Here is a 15,896-nt window from a genome sequence, read left to right on the forward strand (position 1 = left end):
GCAGGCGGGCACGAAAAGGGCACCCCGGCCGCCAGGGGGAGTGACGGCCGAGGTGCCCTCGTTCGTGGGACGCCGTGCGTCACGGCGATCAGAACGCCGCTTCGTCGACCTCCATCAGGTCGTTGTCGGCGGCCTCGGCGATGGCGCGGCGGGCCGTCAACTCCGGCAGCACCTGCTTGGCGAAGAACGAGGCGACGGCGACCTTGCCCTCGTAGAACGACTTGTCCTTGCCGGTCGCCCCGTCGAGCTTGCCCAGCGCGATCTCGGCCTGCTGCAGCAGCTTCCAGCCGACGATCAGGTCGCCCGCCGACAGCAGGAAACGCACGCTGTGCTGGCCGACCTTGTAGACGTTGTTCACATCCTCCTGCGCCGAGGTCAGGTTGCCGATCATCGAACCGAGCATGCCCTGGACGTCGTCGAGAGCCTGCTTGAGCAGCTCCCGCTCCTTCTTCAGGCGCGAATCGGGCTCCGACGCTCCGCCTTCCACGAAGTTCGAGATCTCGCCCGCGATGTGCGTCAGCGCCTGGCCCTTGTCGCGGACGATCTTCCGGAAGAAGAAGTCCATCGACTGGATGGCCGTGGTGCCCTCGTACAGCGAGTCGATCTTCGAGTCACGGATGTACTGCTCGATCGGGTAGTCCTGCAGGAAGCCCGAACCGCCGAACGTCTGCAGCGACTGCACGAGCTGCTCGGTGGCGCGCTCGGAGCCGACGCCCTTGACGATCGGCAGCAGCAGGTCGTTGACGCGTTCGGCGAGCTTGATCGACTCCTCGTCGCCCTCCTGCGTCCACACCTGGTCCTGGAACGACGCGGTGTAGAGGTAGACGGCGCGCATGCCCTCGGCGTAGGCCTTCTGCAGCATGAGGCTGCGGCGCACGTCCGGGTGGTGCGTGATGGTGACGCGCGGGGCGGTCTTGTCGGTCTGCTTGGTCAGGTCCGGACCCTGCGCGCGCTCCTTGGCGAACTCGAGCGCGTTGAGGTAGCCGGTCGACAGCGTCGCGATGGCCTTGGTGCCGACCATCATGCGCGCGTACTCGATGACCTGGAACATCTGCGCGATGCCGTTGTGCACCTCGCCGAGCAGCCAGCCCTTGGCGGGCGTGCCGTGCTGGCCGAACGTCAGCTCACACGTGGTGGAGACCTTCAGGCCCATCTTGTGCTCGACGTTCGTGACGTAGGCGCCGTTGCGCTCGCCGATCTCACCGGTGTTGGTGTCGAAGTGGTATTTCGGCACGAGGAACAACGACAGGCCCTTGGTGCCGGGGCCGTGGCCCTCGGGGCGGGCCAGCACCAGGTGCATGATGTTCTCGGTCATGTCCTGGTCGGCCGAGGTGATGAAGCGCTTGACGCCCTCGATGTGCCAGGAGCCGTCCTCCTGCTGTACGGCCTTGGTGCGGCCGGCGCCGACGTCCGAACCGGCGTCCGGCTCGGTCAGCACCATCGTGGCGCCCCAGGCGCGGTCGATCATGATCTGCGCCCAGCGCTGCTGCTCTTCGGTGCCGTTCTGGTCGACGACCATCGCGAAGTTCGGACCGGCCATGTACATGTACAGCGCCGGGTTCGCGCCGAGGATCAGCTCGGACGCGGCCCACTGCACGGTCGGGGGCAGACCGAAGCCGCCGAGCTTGTTGGTGAGGCCGAGCCGCCACCACTCGCCGTCCCACAGCTGCTGGTAGCTCTTCTTGAACGACTCCGGCAGCGTCGCGGAGAAGGTCTTCGGGTCGTATACCGGCGGGTTGCGGTCGGCGTCCTCGAAGGACTCTGCCAGCGGGCCCGTCGCGAGGTTGTTGAGCTCGGACAGCACACCGCGGGCGGTCTCTTCGTCGGACTCGGCCAGCACGCCCTTGCCGAGCCGGTCCTGGATGCCGAGGACCTCGAAGAGGTTGAACTCCAGGTCCCGGACGTTGCTCTTGTAGTGGCCCATGTCGTCGCTCCGTACGAAGGTTGTTCGGGTGTGGCGGCTGGGCACTGTTCGTACGTCCATACACAGCCCGTGATGTGGACAGCTCCGGACAACACGGCCCTACTCGCCGGTAACTTGAGGATATTACTCCCAGGTAATCGACGGCAAGTCGCGGCGGTGTTTTCTGGGTCTCGTCTCCGCGTTACCCGCCTTTCGCATGGTCTCCCGTGGGCGGCCCGGGGGTGGGCCGCGCGCGGCAGGTCACGCCGGGGCGGTGGGCGGAGCTGTGGGAGGTGCGGGCTGCGCACTCGCGGCGGGCGTGTGCTGCGGCGGGGTGTGCGGCTTCGGGGTGTGCTGCGGCGGCGGGCCGGGTGTGCCGTCGGCGGACGGGGCCGTGCTCTCCTCCGGGCGCGGGATGAGGATCCCCGTGCGGAACGCCTTCGTGACCGCGTGCGTGCGGTCCCGGGCCGACAGTTTGCGCAGGATGCTCTTGACGTGCGTGCGCACGGTCTCCACCGACAGGAACAGCGTCTTCGCGATCGCCGAGTTCTCCAGACCTTCGGCCACCAGCTGCAGTACCTGGTACTCGCGCCGCGAGAGCGGCATCTGCTGCTTGCCGCTCGCTCCTGTCCCTTCGGACGACGGCTGGCGCTTCGGCCGTGCCGTCAACGCGGCGAGGGCGGGGTCCGTGTAGCGGCGGTCGATGTGGGCCCGCCGGATCGCCTCCGCCAGGCGGCGCGGTTCGGCCGTGCGCGGCACGGTCGCGTGCGCGCCCGCCGCGGCGGCCGTCGACAGGAACTGCGGTGTGCGGTGCGCGTCCCGCACCAGCACCACCACGACGAGCGTCGGGTCGCCGTCGCGGAGCAGTCGCACCAGGTGGCAGTGCGGGTCGAAGCCCGAGTCGAGGATCACGATGTTCGGCCGCAGTTGCTCACACAACTGCAGTGATGCGTGATGGCTCGCTGCGTGGCCCGCCCACTGCAGTCCCGGTGTCTTGCTGACCAGGACATTCAGGCCTTCCCTGAAAACCGGTACCGGATCGAGGGCCGCAACCGTGAGAGTGCGTGTCCCCGATGGTCCGAGACCGCCCGTCGGGCGGCCCCTGTCGATGCTTTGCGCCATAACCACTCCGTCTCCGCACGTCCTCGCGGGACGTGTTCGCCGCCGTGTTGCCACGGTCCCCCGGCGAGATCTGCTCGCTGTCGTTCGCAGCTGTGACTGGCGAGCTTCAACCTCATGACGCGATGAGCCGATGAAATTGTTCGGTTCCTAGGCGGAGTGTGCCCGTTCGGTGGCCTACGCGCTGGTTGCGGCGCGCAAACGGTTGACACATTCCTGGTCACAGCCCTGCTCCGGGCACCCTCCGGAGTGATCCGACGGGCGGGGTGGCGTCGACGGCGGACCATTGCCTATGCTGTGTGATCTGCCACACATACCGGCATCAAGGGAGATGGCGTGTACCTGGCATCGGTCATAGGACTCTTCGTCCTGCTGCTCGCCGTCGCCGCGGTCATCGTGACGTGGGAGGACCGCCGCGCGGACAGGCAACGTGCCCGCACCCGGGACGCACGGCTCGCGGCGCTCGGCGAGGTCGATCCGCTCGCGCCTGCAAGATTCCAGGCCGAGCTGCGGGAACGCTCGTCGTAGGCGGTCCCCGGTGCGCGTCACCGATTGGACGCCGAGCCGGTTGGACGCCGAGCCGGTTGGACGCCGAGCCGATGAGGCGGCCAACCGGCGAGACGCCGAACCGATAAGACGCCGAGCCGATCAGAGGAGTGTGTCGGGATGGCGAACTGGGCGGACGTCGTGGCGTTCGCGACCGGGTTGCCGGAGGTCGAGGAGTCGACCTCGTACGGAACGCCCGCGCTGAAGGTGAACGGCAAGAGTTTCGCGCGGCTGCGCACCGAGGCCGAGGGTGGCTTGGTGGTGCTGTGCGGTATGGACGAGAAAGAGGCGCTGCTGGCGTCCGGTGAGCAGGCGTTCTACACCACGTCGCACTACGACGGCTACGGCGCGATCCTCGTCGACCTCGACAGCGTCGAGGAGACGCAACTGCACGAACTGCTCGAGGAGTCCTGGCATCGTAGGGCGCCCGAACGCGCGAAACGCCGCCGCTGAGGCTCGCCGACGCGGTCCGGGGTTCAGTTCGGGGTGTGGCAGGTGTAGGTGACGCCACCGGGGAACGACTTCATGTCGCGCAACGTCATGTGCGGCAGCGTGACGCCGTCCGGGAACAGTCTGCGCCCACGGCCCTGCACGACGGGGTAGCCGAACAGCCGGTACTCGTCGACGAGACCGGCCTCGATGAGCGTGTGGCAGAGCGTGATGCTGCCCGTGACGACGATGTCCGCACCCGGTCGCCCTTTGAGCTCGCGGATCGCCGCGACGGGATCCTCGGCGCCGATCACGTGCGTTTGTTGCCAGCCGGGGTCGGTGAGCGTGCCGGTGACGACGTACTTGTCGACGCGGTCGAGGTAGTCGGCGACGTCGCCGGTCTGGTTCGGCCAGAAGCCGCGGAAGTCCTCGAACGTTCGCCTGCCGAGCACCACGGCGTCGCACCCCTGCTGCTGGCGGCGGTTCTCGACCGCGAGTTCGGGGTTGTCGGCCGTCGGGTCGAACCACTGGTCGAGCATCTCGACGCAGCCGTCGAGCGTGATGTTCTGGGTGATCGCGAGTGTGCGCATGGCGGGGCCCTTCCGGCGGCGGTGTCGGCGGCGGTGCGTGCGACGGTGCGTAGTGCGCCCAGGATGCCCGATGGGCCGACAGTCAGCCGAGTTCGCGGGCCAGTGTTTCGACGGCCGACGCGACCCGTGCGGGGCTACGGGTCGGGGCGAGGTGGTCGGCGTCCAGTCTGCGGACGGGCATGCCTCGCGTGGCCGCTTCCTCGGCGGCGGCGTCGTAGGGGGCGGACAGTCGTAGGTAGGCGCCCGGAGGTTCGTCGGCGTGCGGCCGTGGCTCGTGGAGGAAGCGCACCGGCACGCGCGGTTCGTCCGGCAGCACGGCCCAGCGGAGGGCGTCGCTGTCGAGCGGGCTCGGGTCGAACCACGTGTGCCACGGCTGCAGCAGGAGTTCGGTGCCGTCGTCGGTAGCGCGGTCGGCCAGCGTGTCGTGGATCCCGGTGGGTACGGTGTCGCGCCAGCTCCGGCCCGGTGTGGGCAGGCCCGCGTCGACGTACAGCAGGCGGCTGCCCGGACGGCGTGCCGCGAGGTGCGGCAGCAGCGGACCCGCACCGCTGTGGCCCGCGATCAGAAGTGGCGCGTCGGGTGTCTGTTCGGCGAAGCGGTCGGCAACGCCGTCGTGGCAGCGCGCGGCGCGGAGTCCGGCGCGGAGGTCGGGCACGACGACGTGATGTCCGCGTGCGGTGAGTTCGTCGGCCAGCGGGAGCAGGCTTCCGGGCCCGAGGAACGGACTGTGTACCAGCGCAACGGTTCGCATGCTCGTGCATCCTCCCGCCGGTCCGGCGGAAGGTCCACGGCTGTCGTCCGGCGGTTACCGGATCCTCGACGTCGCCGAAGCCCGCCGAGGGCCGTTGCTCCGGATGGGCACGAGCGGCGCCGGTCGGTTCGGGGAGGCCGAGCCGGCGCCGCTCGCGTCCGGTCACCGACGGCCTGGCATCGCCTGCGACGTCGCGGACCCGTCACGGTTCGGGATGAAACCGGTGGAGGTTCCGTGTGACGGTCGGGGTGTCCGCGGCGCGCGCCCGGGGTTGGCGGTGCTGGGCCGACGTGGGCGTGGTGCCAGTCGCGGTCGTTACCGCGTGGGGCTCGGTGACAGCACCACGAGCGAGAGCAGCAGCAGGAACACCAGTCCTGCCACCAGGAACACGAGCGCGCCCGTGACCGACCATGCGGCCAGTCCTGCGATTCCGAGCGTGCTCGAGGCAGATGTCCACATGGGCCATCTCCGTCTCGAGTCAGGGGGATGTGTACGGGGTCATCCGGCGTATCGCCGCACTTCCCCTCCCCGTTATCACGCCGTGACATCGAATGGCGTGCGTCACCCGAATGGGGAATGTGGTCGGGTCCTTCTGTGTGCTTTGCCTGCTCTGCCCCGTTTTCGCGTGCGCGATCGGTTGCCGGGCGGATGGTTCGGACGTCGCAGCGACGGCGTGGCACACCGCCGCCGGCCTTCCTCGGCCAGGGCGGCCGGCGCCGGTGTAGGTGTCAACTGCGGGTGGGTTCCGGTTCGAGTGCGTGCAGAGCCTCCTCGACGCAGTCGGCCCACGTGCGGTCGCCGAGCTCGGTGACGCCGGAGTCGCCGGTGAAGGCGCTCGAGATCACCACGTCGGGCTGCAGGGTGGCGAGATCGGCGAGGGTCGCCGTCAGTTGCGACCGGTCGCTCATGCCGGGAATGTAGCCGGCGCGCCAGTGGCCGTTGGTGTCGACGTAGATCGTGTCGCCGGTGAACAGGTACGTCCGCCCCGTCACGGGAACCAGGAAACACGCGCTGCCCGGGGTGTGGCCGGGTGTCGGGATCACGTCGATGCCCGCGGCGGTGACGTGCCTGCCGGCGAAGGCGTCGTCGACAGGCGCCACTTTCGCGACCAGGTCGGCTTCCGTCGCGTGGGCGTGGAGAGTCGAGCCGAAGCGCTCCTTGATCGTGCTCAGCGACGGTGCGATCTCGTCCTGATGGCTCAGGTAGTGATGGGCGACGCCGCCGAGATCGGCCATGCGGTCGAACTCGGTCTCGTGGGTCGTGTTGTAGAACAGGACGTTGCCCTCGGGCGCCAGCCACAGGTAGGCGTGCGTGCTCAGTCCGGGAAACGGATACTCGGGCTCGGTCTCCCACAACTCGTCGTTGATCTTCTTCATCGTTGTCCCCTTCCGTATGACGGGGACGCTAGGACCTCCAGTTAACTTGAAGTTAATGCCGATGTGTGGAAGCCGGAGCACCGAAGATCGCCGTGTCGACGTGACTCCGATTCCGGCGGGAACGCCGGAATCGGGCCCGCCGCGCCCGCGGTCGTCGTAGGATCCGCGGCGTCGCCCGATCTCCGAGGAGTGTCATGACCGACCCCGTTGGTGTTCCGGCCATGCCGCCTGCGCAGCGGCCGGGCGAGATCTACCGCCACGTCGCCGATTCGAGCGCGCAGAACCGCGTGGCGAAGATGTACCTCTACCTGGGCGTGTTCGAGCTGGTTGTCATGGGTGGGGTCGCGTTCTTCCTGGAACCGCCCGTGCGCTGGCTGCTGCTCGCGTTGGGGGTCGCCGGGTGTGCGATGTTCACGCTGTTGATGTATCCGAGGGCGAAGCGGTCCGCGGCGTACACCGGCGACGATCGGATCGAGCTGATCGTCACTACGGCCGGCCCGATCACGCGTGGTGGCCTCCAGCTCTCGTGGCGGGAGCTGTCGCACTTCCGGCTGGAAATCCTGACCAATGTCGGCGGGAAGGGCAAGGTCGGCATGCACGCCCAGCTGGACCTGGTCGAGAGCACGGTGAAGGAGCGGGCGACGACGGAGGCACAGCGGAGCGCGTTCAACGGGAAGCGGATTAAGGCCTACCTGGGTGCACCGGAGAGGGCGGAGGCCGAGCGGGTGCGCGGGCTGCTGGAACAGGCGTGCGCCCGGGGTCGGGTGCCGTTCGAGTACCGCGAGCGCCGCACCGGCTGACGCTCCGGCCGCACGACGGTTGTCCGCGGCGCGCGCTGCCCCGTGCGCCGCGGGCGTGCGGGAACGTACTATCGGCGTGTGCGTACACGAATCGGTATGTGGTGGGCCGCCGACCGGCGGCCCTGATTCTGCGCATGTTCACCACGGCCGCCCGGAGGGCGGCCGTTTTCGTGTTCGGACGACGGTGCGTCCGCCGGTGGCTTCCGAGTCGACCCTGGAGGCACCGATATGTCGAACCCGTCCCGTCCGCGTCTGCTTACCGGAGATCGTCCGACCGGCAGGTTGCACCTCGGTCATTACGTGGGAAGCCTCGCCAACCGTGTCCGGCTGCAGCACGAGTACGAGACGTTTCTGATCCTCGCCGACCTGCATCTGCTCACGACGGCGAATTCGCCCGACGAGATCGCGCGGGTTCCGCAGTACGTCCGGGACCAGGTTCTCGACGCCCTCGCCGTGGGCGTCGATCCGGCCCGGGTGACGTTTTATCTGCAATCGGCGATCGGAGAGGTCGCCGAACTGGGCACGTTGCTGCAGAGCCTCGTGACGGTCCCTCGGCTGCAGCGCATCCCGAGCCTCAAGGAGATGAGCCGCGGTGGCGAGATGAGCTACGCGTTGCTCGGTTATCCGGTGTTGCAGGCCGCGGATATCCTGTGTGTCAAGGCGAACGCCGTTCCGGTGGGTCGCGACAACCACGCCCACGTCGAGGTGACGCGCGAGATCGCCCGGCGGTTCAACGGGCTGTATGGCGAGGTCTTCCCCGTTCCCGAGCTCGTCGCCAGTGATGTGCCGAATCTGATCGGTACCGACGGACAGGCGAAAATGAGCAAGTCGCTCGACAACGCGATCTACCTTTCGGACACGGCAGAGGACGTGAACCGGAAGGTCGCGCGGATGTACACCGACCCGAACCGGGTGCGGGCCGACGTGCCGGGCAACGTCGACGGGAATCCGGTTTTCGAGTACCACCGGGCGTTCAACGACGACCGTGCCCAGGTCGCAGACTTGGAGCGGCGGTACCGCGAAGGGCGTGTCGGCGACGTCGAGGTCAAGGAGGCCCTGGCGGCGGCGCTCAACCGGTTTCTCGATCCGGTGCGGGAACGGCGGGCTTGCTGCACCGAGCGATCCGGCTACGTCGACGAGCTCATCACCGAGGGAACGGAACGGACTCGCGCCGTCGTGCGGGACGTCGTCCTCGAGGTGCGCCGGGCGATGGGTTTGGCCGGCACGTACAACCGGTTGCGGCGCAACGCCGCCCGGTCGGCACGGTGACCCCGCGTGCCGTCGGCGAGACGGTTCAGTCGTTGCTGAATGGTCAGCCAACGCTGTACTGTTCGACGCATGCTGACGAGTGAGACCCGGGAAGCCGCCCTGTCGCGTCTGGGGCGTGCGTTGGCGGACCCGACGCGGTGCCGCATCCTGGTGGCGCTGCTGGACGGGGTGAACTACCCCGGGCAGCTGGCGACGAAGCTCGATCTGACGCGGTCGAACGTGTCGAACCACCTGGCGTGCCTGCGGGGTTGCGGCCTGGTCGTCGCCGCGTACGAGGGCAGGCAGGTCCGGTACGAGCTGGCGGACCCGCACCTCGCCCGTGCCTTGCGCGAGTTCGTGCAGGTGGTGCTCGCCGTCGACACCGGCGAGCCGTGTGACGCCGAGTCGCCGTCCGCGTCGCCGGATGCGGGCGCGCCGTGTGTCGACGAGGCCGCCGGTCGGGAGGGTGTGGCCGGCGGGGCCGTCACGGCCCGGGCCGCGCACGACGAGGTCGCCGCCGATGTCTGACGACTGCTGTGCTCCCGGCGGCGCGCAGGTTGCCGCGTCCACCGACTCCGCCGGTCGTACCGACTCCGCCGGTCCGGCCGGCGCCGACGGGTCCCCCGGGCTCACGACCCGCCAGGCCGACGTCGCGACCTGCGACGACGGCTGCTGCTCGACCGGCACCGGCTCGCCGCGAGGCCCCGCGGCAAGCGCACCTCCCGACGACGCACGGCGTGCGGTGCTGTCCCGCCGGGTCCGGCTGTTCGTGGCGGCGACGATCACCTACAACGTCATCGAGGCGGTCATCGCGATCACGGCGGGTGCCATCGCGTCGTCGGCCGCGCTGATCGGATTCGGACTCGATTCGACCGTCGAGGTGGCCTCGGCGGCGGCCGTCGCGTGGCAGTTCGCGGGACGTGATCCGCAGCGGCGGGAACGGCTCGCGTTGAAGGTCATCGCGGTGTCGTTCTTCGCGCTGGCGGCGTACGTGACGTTCGAGTCGGTCACGGCACTGCTGGGCGGTGAGGAGGCCGACCATTCGACGGTCGGCATCACGCTGGCTGCCGTGTCGCTGGCGATCATGCCGGTGCTGTCGTACGCGCAACGCCGGGCCGGGCGCGAACTCGGGTCGGCGAGCGCGGTGGCGGATTCGAAGCAGACGCTGCTGTGCACGTACCTGTCGGCGGTCGTGCTCGTGGGGCTGCTGTTGAACTCGTTGTTCGGGTGGGCGTGGGCCGACCCCGCGGCGGCGCTGGTGATCGCGGCCCTCGCGGTGAAGGAGGGCCGGGACGCCTGGCGCGGCGACCACTGCTGCTGAGCGGGTCGCCACGCCAGATATCCACAGTGGACAGCTAGGCGTGTGTCAGACGGCGGCGAGCCGCGGCCGGATGTCGCCGACGAGGCTCGTCGCCCACGGCACCGGGTCCTGGTACGCAGGCGGCATGACACAGGCCAGCGAGACGCCGAGTTCCCGGTAGGCCTCCATCTGCCGGAGGAATCCGTCGGGGTCGGTGGTCGTCTCGCCCTGGTACAGGATCGTCTTCTCGATGGCGTCGTAGTCCGTGCCGAGGTTTTCGCAGTGCCCGCGCAGCACGTCCAGTTTGTGCCGCACGGCTGCGACCCCGTCGTCGCCGGGCGCGCCGAACAGGTTGCACGCCTGCCCGTACTGGGCGACGAGCCGTAGCGTCTTGCGTTCGCCGCCGCCGCCGATGAGTACGGGTACCGTGCCGCCGGCCGGTTTCGGCAGGCAGATCGTCTCCGCGAGCCGGTAGTGCCTGCCGTTGTAGGCGCCGTCGTCGTCGGACCACATCTGCCGGCAGATCTGCAATGTCTCCTCGAGCTGTTCGAACCGCTCGGCCGTCGCCGGGAAAGGCACGCCGAGGCCCGCGTGCTCGCGTTCGTACCAGGCCGCGCCGATTCCGAGCACGGCGCGGCCCGGGGCGAGTGAGTCGAGGGTCGTGACCGTCTTGGCGAGAAGTCCGGGGCGCCGGTAGGTCACGCCGGTGACGAGCAGCCCGAGGCGCACGTTGTCGGTGACACCTGCGAGGTAGCCGAGCGTGGTGTACCCCTCGAGCATCGGTTCGTGCGGCCCGCCCGCCTGCTCCATCTGGAACCAGTGGTCCATCACGGTCATCAGGCTCACTCCGCCCTGGTCGGCGACGCGGGCGGTTTCGGTCAGGCGGTCGGCGAGCGTCGTCTCCCACTCCGGGTGAGTGAACGTGTAGTAATGCAGTCCCAGCTCCATGTGACCGAGCCTACGTCCGCAGAGCGACCGTCGCGCGGAGATCGAAGCCGTTCGGGCGGCACCGACGAGTCCTCGGTGCCGGTCACGTCGAATTCGACATCGCCTCGAGTACCGGAACGAGTCGCCGGATGTTCCCGACCGGCACTTCCGGGTTCCGTGCCTTCTCGGCCTTCCCGGACGGCTCCGTCCACAGTGCTTTCGCTCGTCCCCGGGATGGTCCGCCGTTCCAACGGGGACACTGCGTTTCCGCCGAAGTGTCACGTCCTTCCCTGCTCGTGGCGGCACCCTTCCACCTGTCGTATCGACGAGGCCGCGGTGTCGTCGTCGATCCCGAAACTGTCGTGGGGTGGGGGCAGGATCGGTACATGGCTGATTTCGCGAACCACACCCATCACGCACTCGACTACGTGGAGCTGCCCGTCACCGACTTCGACGCGGTGAAGGCGTTCTACGGCGGCGCCTTCGGCTGGGCGTTCACCGATTACGGGCCGGGGCCCGCGTATGTCGGCATCCGCGGCAGTGCCGGCGACGCGGCCGAGGTCGGCGGCTTCCGGAAGGAGGAACGGGTACCGGCCGGTGGCCCACTGGTGCTGCTGTACTCGACGGACCTGGACGCGAGCCTGCAAGCCGTGCGCGACGCGGGCGGCGGGATCACCCAGGAGCCGTTCGACTTTCCCGGGGGTCGGCGTTTCCATTTCCGTGACCCGGCAGGCAACGAACTCGGCGTCTGGACTTCGGCGTGAGGTGAACTCCGGTCGTAGGCGTCGCGAGTGGGTTACCTGTCGGTGATTCGCGGCTGCTGCTGTGGTCGGGGGGATCTACCGGTCGAGCGTCCAGCGCCTGCCGACGCCGTCGAGGAAGGCGTCGAGGGTGAAGCGCATCGCCTCGCGGCCGTTGAAACTCCAGGCGTTCTCGTCGGTGTTGACGGCTGCGAGGCGCGGGTAGTCGCCGCCCTCGGAGGCGCGGATGAGATACGGCTCCTGCGCGGCCCACCACTCGCTCTCGGTCGTGGGCGGTGGGGTGTCGGACGAGTCGCCGATCAGGTGGTCCCGTGCGGCGCCGATCACGATGCTCATGACGCCGGTGATGATCAGGTTCTGTTCGCGGCCCGGGATGTCGAGTCCCTCGAACGCGCGTAGTGCCCAGTCGAATCCGGCCAGCGATCCCGGCCCCATGACGGGACGGCGCTGGTTCACCTCGAGCAGCCACGGGTGGGCGGCGAAACCGTCCCACGTGCCCTCCGCGAGGAGGACGAGATGCTCACGCCACGTAGAGCCCGCCGTCGCGAGGTCCTCGGGTGACGGTTCCGTCGCCCGGTCGACCATGAGGTCCAGCAGCTCGGCCTTGCCCGGTACGTAGCGGTACAGGGTCATCGGGCCGGTGCCGAGCTCGTCGGCCACCGCGCGCATGTTGAGCGCCGTCACGCCGGAACGATCGGCGAGCGCGATCGCGGTGGCGACGACCTGGTCGAGGGTGAACCGCGGTTTGGGTCCCGGCCGCCCCTCCTTCGCGCCGCCCTCGCGCCACAGCAGTTCCAGGCTGCGACGTGGATCGCCTGCACCGGTCTGGGGAGAGCTCATGGAACGGGAATCCTAACCGTCCCGGCACTGGCGAACCGGGTACGTCGTACGCTATAACTGAGTACATCGTACTCGGATATCTTCTGGAGTCCTGATGAGTAGCTCCGTCATCGAGGCTCACGGCCTCACCAGGCGGTTCGGGGAAACCGTTGCCCTGGACGACTTCGACCTCGAGGTGGCGCGTGGCAGTGTCCACGGGCTGCTGGGGCCCAACGGCGCGGGCAAGACGACGGCGGTCCGCATCCTCACCACACTGCAGCGGCTGCACACCGGCACGGCGGTCGTCGCCGGGCACGACGTCGTGCGCGAAGCGCGCCAGGTTCGCCGTCGCATCGGGCTGACGGCCCAGCAGACAGCGGTCGACGACCTGCTCAGTGCGCGGCAGAACCTCGTCTACTTCGGACGCCTGTTCCGGCTCGGAAAGGCGGACGCCCGCAAACGCGCCGACGAACTGCTCGCCCAGTTCGGCCTCACCGATTCCGCCGACCGAGTGCCGAAGAAGTTCTCCGGTGGCATGCGCCGCCGGCTCGACCTCGCGGCCAGCATGATCCTGGCACCGGACGTGCTGTTCCTCGACGAGCCGACAACCGGGCTGGACCCGGCCGGGCGCAGGGAGGTCTGGGAGGCGATCGCGGGGTTGACGGCGGGCGGCACCACGGTGCTGCTCACGACGCACTATCTCGACGAGGCGGACCGGCTCTGCGATCGGATCTCGGTGGTCGACCGCGGCCGCAACGTCGTCGACGACACCCCTGAGGGGCTCAAGCGCCGGATGGGTGCGGAGCGTCTCGAGGTGGTGGCGACGGCGTCCGAGGCGTTGGAGCCGATCACCGAGGTGGTCAAGGCGGTCGGGACGGGTGAACCGTCCGTACGGCCGGAGTCGCTGACGGTCTCGGCGTTCGTCCACGACCCGGTGGACGCGTTGGTGAGCGCGGCGGCCGCGATCCGGGAACAGCGGTTGGAGGTCGCCGATCTCGGGCTCCGGCGGCCCACTCTCGACGAGGCGTTCCTCGAACTGGTGGGGAGGGAGACGGCATGACCCACGGCACGACAACCCCGGGGCCGGCGGCCGACGACACCGTCGGCAACCGGATGCGCTGGACGCTGAGCGATTATCGCGTCGTGGTGGGACAGGAGTTCGCCCATCTGGTGCGGCAGCCGGCCAACTTCGCGTGGCAGCTGGGTTTCCCGGTGGTCATGGTGCTGCTGTTCGTCTACGTGTTCGGCTCGGCGATGGACGTCACCGGGCAGGGCGCGGGTGTCGGGTACATCGGCTACGCGATGCCGGGCCTGTTCGCGATGACGATGGCGTTCGGGTTCATGAACACCGCATTCGCCGTCGCGGACATGAAGGAGAAGGGATTCATCGACCGGGTGCGGTCGATGCCGATGGCGTCGTCGGCGATCGTGGTGGGCCGCAACCTCGCCGACACCATCCAGGCTGCCGTCGACCTGGCGGTGCTCGCCGTGATCGCACTGCTGATCGGCTGGAGCTCGGACGGGTCGCTGGCGGAGACGCTCGCCGCGTTCGCGTTGCTGTTGTGGCTGCGGTTCTCGCTGATCTGGGTGGGGATCTGGATCGGACTTCTCGTCAACGGCACCCAGCAGGCGGGCAACCTGTTCGCGCTGGCGTTCCCGTTCGGGATGATCTCGTCGGTGTTCACGCCGCCAGAGCTGATGCCGAGCTGGCTGCAGCCGGTCGCGGAGTGGAATCCCGTGTCCGCGACCGCCACGTCCATCCGCGAGTTGTTCGGCAACCCGGTTCCGATCGGCGACGCGTGGCCGGAGGTGCACGCGATGACCGCGGCGATCATCTGGCCGTTGGTGATCACCGCGATCTTCCTGCCGCTCGGGGTGCGTCGGTTCCGCAATCTCGGTCGCTGACGTGACCTGGGACCCGAACGTCACGACCGTCCGGATCGCCACGCGGGGCCGTGTCACGGGACGGGAGCACACGGTCACGACGTGGTTCGCGTGCGCGGGAGGTGCGGTGTACGTGGCGGCGCGGGGCGGACTGCGGAGCGACTGGGTGCGGAACGTGCTGGCGGCTCCTGCTGTCGAGCTCCGCAGGCGTCGCCGTTCGTGGACGGCCGCGGGCGCGCTCGTCGACGCCGCCGAGGAGGTGAGGCGCGCAGTGGAGGCGTTCGCGGACAAGTACGCACGACATCCCGAGGTCATCGGTGCCTGGCGCGCCGATCCGCCGACGTTCGTGCGGTTCCGGTGGACCGAGTAGCCCGGTTGCGGCGCGCGCCTCGGCCGCGGGTGGCAACGTCTACGGCATGTCGTCCGGGTCCTCGTCCGACCGTGACCGCCGCGTCTCCTCGAGAGCGTCGGCGATGCGGATCACCTCGACCGGGCAATCGGCGAAGATGTCCTGGTACTGCCCGCCGGGCTCTCGGTCGGACAACGGGTACTCCCCGGGTGTCTTCATACTGTGCCTCCTTCCCTCCTTGTCCGTCCGCAGGCTCGATATGGCCGCGGTGGGACCCTTCCACGGACGTCGCTCGACGCGTGAGGGTCGGACAGCCGACGCGGGTACCTGTCGACTGCCTTCGTCGGCGGACGACCACGAGGCTGTGTATCGGGTGGCCGCCGACGGTGCCGGAAGTGCGGTGACAGCTGTGTACGAGCAGCGCTTGTCCCGGGTGGGCGCGGTGCGAGTGGCGTGGTGCGCGGTCGCCGAGGAGGATGGCCTGCATCCGGTGCGGGCGAGCGAACACTGGGGACTGTCGTTCATTCGGCGGGTGGACGGATCCCTGGACGCGGAGCTGGACGGGCCCCGTCGCGCGGCCCACGTGGTGGCGTCAAACTCCGGAGAGACGTACTGGGGCGTCGAGTTCCGTTCGCACGTCTTCCTGCCCGGCGTCGACAAGCGCGCGCTGAGTGGCGAAACGGTGCGGATCCCGTGTTCCGGTGTGGCGGTGACCTTCGGCGACGTGACCGTGGCGATCCCCGAGTTCGACGCCCTGGACGACTTCGTGGAGACCCTCCTCGCCCGGGGGATCGTCGTGGCCGACGAGGAGGTGCGGCGTGCACTCGAGGGCGATGCGCCGGGCTGGTCGACGCGGACGTGGCAGCGACACGTGCGCACGACGACGGGCCTGACGCGGTCGCAGGTGCAGCAGCTACGTCGCGCACGGCACGCGTACCGGCTGCTGCAGGACGGCATGTCGTGCGCCGAGGTGGCGCAGCGTGCCGGCTACGCCGATCAGTCTCACCTCACCCGTGCCCTGCGGGTGTTCGCCGGCCAGACGCCCGCGCGCATTCTCGCGGGTGAGCGACCTGCGACGTGACGCTCTCGTTCAA

Annotated in this window: 19 protein-coding genes and 1 pseudogene; 11 read left to right on the top strand and 9 right to left on the bottom strand. The window is 69.1% G+C overall.

Annotation, left to right across the window (positions count from 1 at the left end; genetic code table 11):
• Nucleotides 1-88 precede the first annotated feature (88 nt).
• Entirely contained in the window at nt 89-1,924 is a 1,836-nt protein-coding gene (locus FHS23_RS03905; protein ID WP_183647831.1) for an acyl-CoA dehydrogenase, read from the bottom strand.
• Nucleotides 1,925-2,164: 240 nt separating this feature from the next.
• Nucleotides 2,165-3,025: a response regulator transcription factor gene (locus tag FHS23_RS03910; protein ID WP_183647834.1), complete on the bottom strand. Its 861-nt coding sequence runs from the start codon at nt 3,023-3,025 to the stop codon at nt 2,165-2,167.
• A gap of 333 nt (nt 3,026-3,358) precedes the next feature.
• On the opposite strand from FHS23_RS03910, the gene FHS23_RS03915 reads away from it, so the two are divergent.
• Entirely contained in the window at nt 3,359-3,550 is a 192-nt protein-coding gene (locus tag FHS23_RS03915; RefSeq protein WP_183647838.1) for a hypothetical protein, read from the top strand.
• Between the two features lie 138 nt (nt 3,551-3,688).
• Nucleotides 3,689-4,021 (top strand): MmcQ/YjbR family DNA-binding protein, encoded by a 333-nt coding sequence (locus FHS23_RS03920; protein ID WP_183647841.1) that lies wholly within the window; start codon nt 3,689-3,691, stop codon nt 4,019-4,021.
• Nucleotides 4,022-4,044: 23 nt separating this feature from the next.
• On the opposite strand, the gene FHS23_RS03925 is transcribed toward FHS23_RS03920, so the two are convergent.
• From FHS23_RS03925 to FHS23_RS03940, 4 genes are all read right to left on the bottom strand, one after another.
• Complete coding sequence (locus FHS23_RS03925) at nt 4,045-4,587, bottom strand: dihydrofolate reductase family protein (protein ID WP_183647846.1); 543 nt, start codon at nt 4,585-4,587, stop codon at nt 4,045-4,047.
• Nucleotides 4,588-4,669: 82 nt separating this feature from the next.
• Nucleotides 4,670-5,338: an alpha/beta fold hydrolase gene (locus tag FHS23_RS03930; protein WP_183647850.1), complete on the bottom strand. Its 669-nt coding sequence runs from the start codon at nt 5,336-5,338 to the stop codon at nt 4,670-4,672.
• Nucleotides 5,339-5,653: 315 nt separating this feature from the next.
• A complete protein-coding gene (locus FHS23_RS03935; RefSeq protein ID WP_183647853.1) occupies nt 5,654-5,797 on the bottom strand; it encodes a hypothetical protein in 144 nt (47 codons plus the stop codon).
• 269 nt (nt 5,798-6,066) lie between these two features.
• Complete coding sequence (locus FHS23_RS03940) at nt 6,067-6,714, bottom strand: MBL fold metallo-hydrolase (protein ID WP_183647856.1); 648 nt, start codon at nt 6,712-6,714, stop codon at nt 6,067-6,069.
• Between the two features lie 194 nt (nt 6,715-6,908).
• On the opposite strand from FHS23_RS03940, the gene FHS23_RS03945 reads away from it, so the two are divergent.
• From FHS23_RS03945 to FHS23_RS03960, 4 genes and pseudogenes are all read left to right on the top strand, one after another.
• Nucleotides 6,909-7,514 carry a hypothetical protein gene (locus tag FHS23_RS03945; protein ID WP_183647859.1) on the top strand — a complete coding sequence of 202 codons (606 nt, stop codon included), beginning with the start codon at nt 6,909-6,911 and terminating at the stop codon, nt 7,512-7,514.
• A gap of 228 nt (nt 7,515-7,742) precedes the next feature.
• Nucleotides 7,743-8,783: a tryptophan--tRNA ligase gene (gene trpS / locus FHS23_RS03950; RefSeq protein WP_183647862.1), complete on the top strand. Its 1,041-nt coding sequence runs from the start codon at nt 7,743-7,745 to the stop codon at nt 8,781-8,783.
• 69 nt (nt 8,784-8,852) lie between these two features.
• Nucleotides 8,853-9,170: pseudogene (gene cmtR / locus FHS23_RS03955) on the top strand (Cd(II)/Pb(II)-sensing metalloregulatory transcriptional regulator CmtR); the annotation flags it as partial.
• A 334-nt stretch (nt 9,171-9,504) separates the two neighbouring features.
• Complete coding sequence (locus tag FHS23_RS03960; protein ID WP_183650816.1) at nt 9,505-10,083, top strand: cation efflux transmembrane domain-containing protein; 579 nt, start codon at nt 9,505-9,507, stop codon at nt 10,081-10,083.
• Nucleotides 10,084-10,128: 45 nt separating this feature from the next.
• Here the strand turns inward: FHS23_RS03960 and FHS23_RS03965 are convergent, their stop codons facing one another.
• Entirely contained in the window at nt 10,129-11,010 is an 882-nt protein-coding gene (locus tag FHS23_RS03965) for an LLM class F420-dependent oxidoreductase (protein WP_183647868.1), read from the bottom strand.
• A 365-nt stretch (nt 11,011-11,375) separates the two neighbouring features.
• On the opposite strand from FHS23_RS03965, the gene FHS23_RS03970 reads away from it, so the two are divergent.
• Nucleotides 11,376-11,753 carry a VOC family protein gene (locus tag FHS23_RS03970; protein WP_183647871.1) on the top strand — a complete coding sequence of 126 codons (378 nt, stop codon included), beginning with the start codon at nt 11,376-11,378 and terminating at the stop codon, nt 11,751-11,753.
• A gap of 75 nt (nt 11,754-11,828) precedes the next feature.
• Here the strand turns inward: FHS23_RS03970 and FHS23_RS03975 are convergent, their stop codons facing one another.
• Nucleotides 11,829-12,590, bottom strand: coding sequence for a TetR/AcrR family transcriptional regulator (locus tag FHS23_RS03975; protein WP_183647874.1), 762 nt, complete (start codon nt 12,588-12,590; stop codon nt 11,829-11,831).
• Nucleotides 12,591-12,684: 94 nt separating this feature from the next.
• Here FHS23_RS03975 and FHS23_RS03980 point away from each other — a divergent pair, with 94 nt between their 5' ends.
• Genes FHS23_RS03980 through FHS23_RS03990 form a run of 3 tightly spaced genes read left to right on the top strand, consistent with a single transcriptional unit; the run spans nt 12,685 to nt 14,823 of the window.
• On the top strand, nt 12,685-13,629 hold the full coding sequence (locus FHS23_RS03980) for an ATP-binding cassette domain-containing protein (protein WP_183647877.1): 945 nt from the start codon (nt 12,685-12,687) through the stop codon (nt 13,627-13,629).
• Complete coding sequence (locus FHS23_RS03985) at nt 13,626-14,474, top strand: ABC transporter permease (protein WP_183647880.1); 849 nt, start codon at nt 13,626-13,628, stop codon at nt 14,472-14,474. The genes FHS23_RS03980 and FHS23_RS03985 overlap by 4 nt, the downstream gene beginning before the upstream one ends.
• A 1-nt stretch (nt 14,475) precedes the next feature.
• Nucleotides 14,476-14,823 (top strand): nitroreductase/quinone reductase family protein, encoded by a 348-nt coding sequence (locus tag FHS23_RS03990; RefSeq protein ID WP_183647895.1) that lies wholly within the window; start codon nt 14,476-14,478, stop codon nt 14,821-14,823.
• A 39-nt stretch (nt 14,824-14,862) separates the two neighbouring features.
• Here FHS23_RS03990 and FHS23_RS03995 read toward each other — a convergent pair whose 3' ends face one another.
• Complete coding sequence (locus FHS23_RS03995; RefSeq protein WP_183647898.1) at nt 14,863-15,021, bottom strand: hypothetical protein; 159 nt, start codon at nt 15,019-15,021, stop codon at nt 14,863-14,865.
• Between the two features lie 181 nt (nt 15,022-15,202).
• Here FHS23_RS03995 and FHS23_RS04000 point away from each other — a divergent pair, with 181 nt between their 5' ends.
• Nucleotides 15,203-15,883, top strand: a complete 681-nt coding sequence (locus tag FHS23_RS04000) for a helix-turn-helix domain-containing protein (protein ID WP_183647901.1) — start codon at nt 15,203-15,205, stop codon at nt 15,881-15,883.
• The last annotated feature ends 13 nt before the right edge of the window (nt 15,884-15,896 follow it).

Source organism: Prauserella isguenensis, from assembly GCF_014191605.1.
GTDB lineage: Bacteria > Actinomycetota > Actinomycetes > Mycobacteriales > Pseudonocardiaceae > Prauserella > Prauserella isguenensis.

Bases quoted from the DNA above. Each gene is read 5' to 3' on its own strand.
- FHS23_RS03995 (WP_183647898.1), bottom strand. From the start codon at position 15,021: ATGAAGACACCCGGGGAGTACCCGTTGTCCGACCGAGAGCCCGGCGGG.
- FHS23_RS03905 (WP_183647831.1), bottom strand. From the start codon at position 1,924: ATGGGCCACTACAAGAGCAACGTCCGGGACCTGGAGTTCAACCTCTTC.
- FHS23_RS03985 (WP_183647880.1), top strand. From the start codon at position 13,626: ATGACCCACGGCACGACAACCCCGGGGCCGGCGGCCGACGACACCGTC.
- FHS23_RS03935 (WP_183647853.1), bottom strand. From the start codon at position 5,797: ATGTGGACATCTGCCTCGAGCACGCTCGGAATCGCAGGACTGGCCGCA.
- FHS23_RS03970 (WP_183647871.1), top strand. From the start codon at position 11,376: ATGGCTGATTTCGCGAACCACACCCATCACGCACTCGACTACGTGGAG.
- FHS23_RS03980 (WP_183647877.1), top strand. From the start codon at position 12,685: ATGAGTAGCTCCGTCATCGAGGCTCACGGCCTCACCAGGCGGTTCGGG.
- FHS23_RS03930 (WP_183647850.1), bottom strand. From the start codon at position 5,338: ATGCGAACCGTTGCGCTGGTACACAGTCCGTTCCTCGGGCCCGGAAGC.
- FHS23_RS03910 (WP_183647834.1), bottom strand. From the start codon at position 3,025: ATGGCGCAAAGCATCGACAGGGGCCGCCCGACGGGCGGTCTCGGACCA.
- FHS23_RS03945 (WP_183647859.1), top strand. From the start codon at position 6,909: ATGACCGACCCCGTTGGTGTTCCGGCCATGCCGCCTGCGCAGCGGCCG.
- FHS23_RS03940 (WP_183647856.1), bottom strand. From the start codon at position 6,714: ATGAAGAAGATCAACGACGAGTTGTGGGAGACCGAGCCCGAGTATCCG.
- FHS23_RS03920 (WP_183647841.1), top strand. From the start codon at position 3,689: ATGGCGAACTGGGCGGACGTCGTGGCGTTCGCGACCGGGTTGCCGGAG.
- FHS23_RS03925 (WP_183647846.1), bottom strand. From the start codon at position 4,587: ATGCGCACACTCGCGATCACCCAGAACATCACGCTCGACGGCTGCGTC.
- FHS23_RS03975 (WP_183647874.1), bottom strand. From the start codon at position 12,590: ATGAGCTCTCCCCAGACCGGTGCAGGCGATCCACGTCGCAGCCTGGAA.
- trpS (WP_183647862.1), top strand. From the start codon at position 7,743: ATGTCGAACCCGTCCCGTCCGCGTCTGCTTACCGGAGATCGTCCGACC.
- FHS23_RS03965 (WP_183647868.1), bottom strand. From the start codon at position 11,010: ATGGAGCTGGGACTGCATTACTACACGTTCACTCACCCGGAGTGGGAG.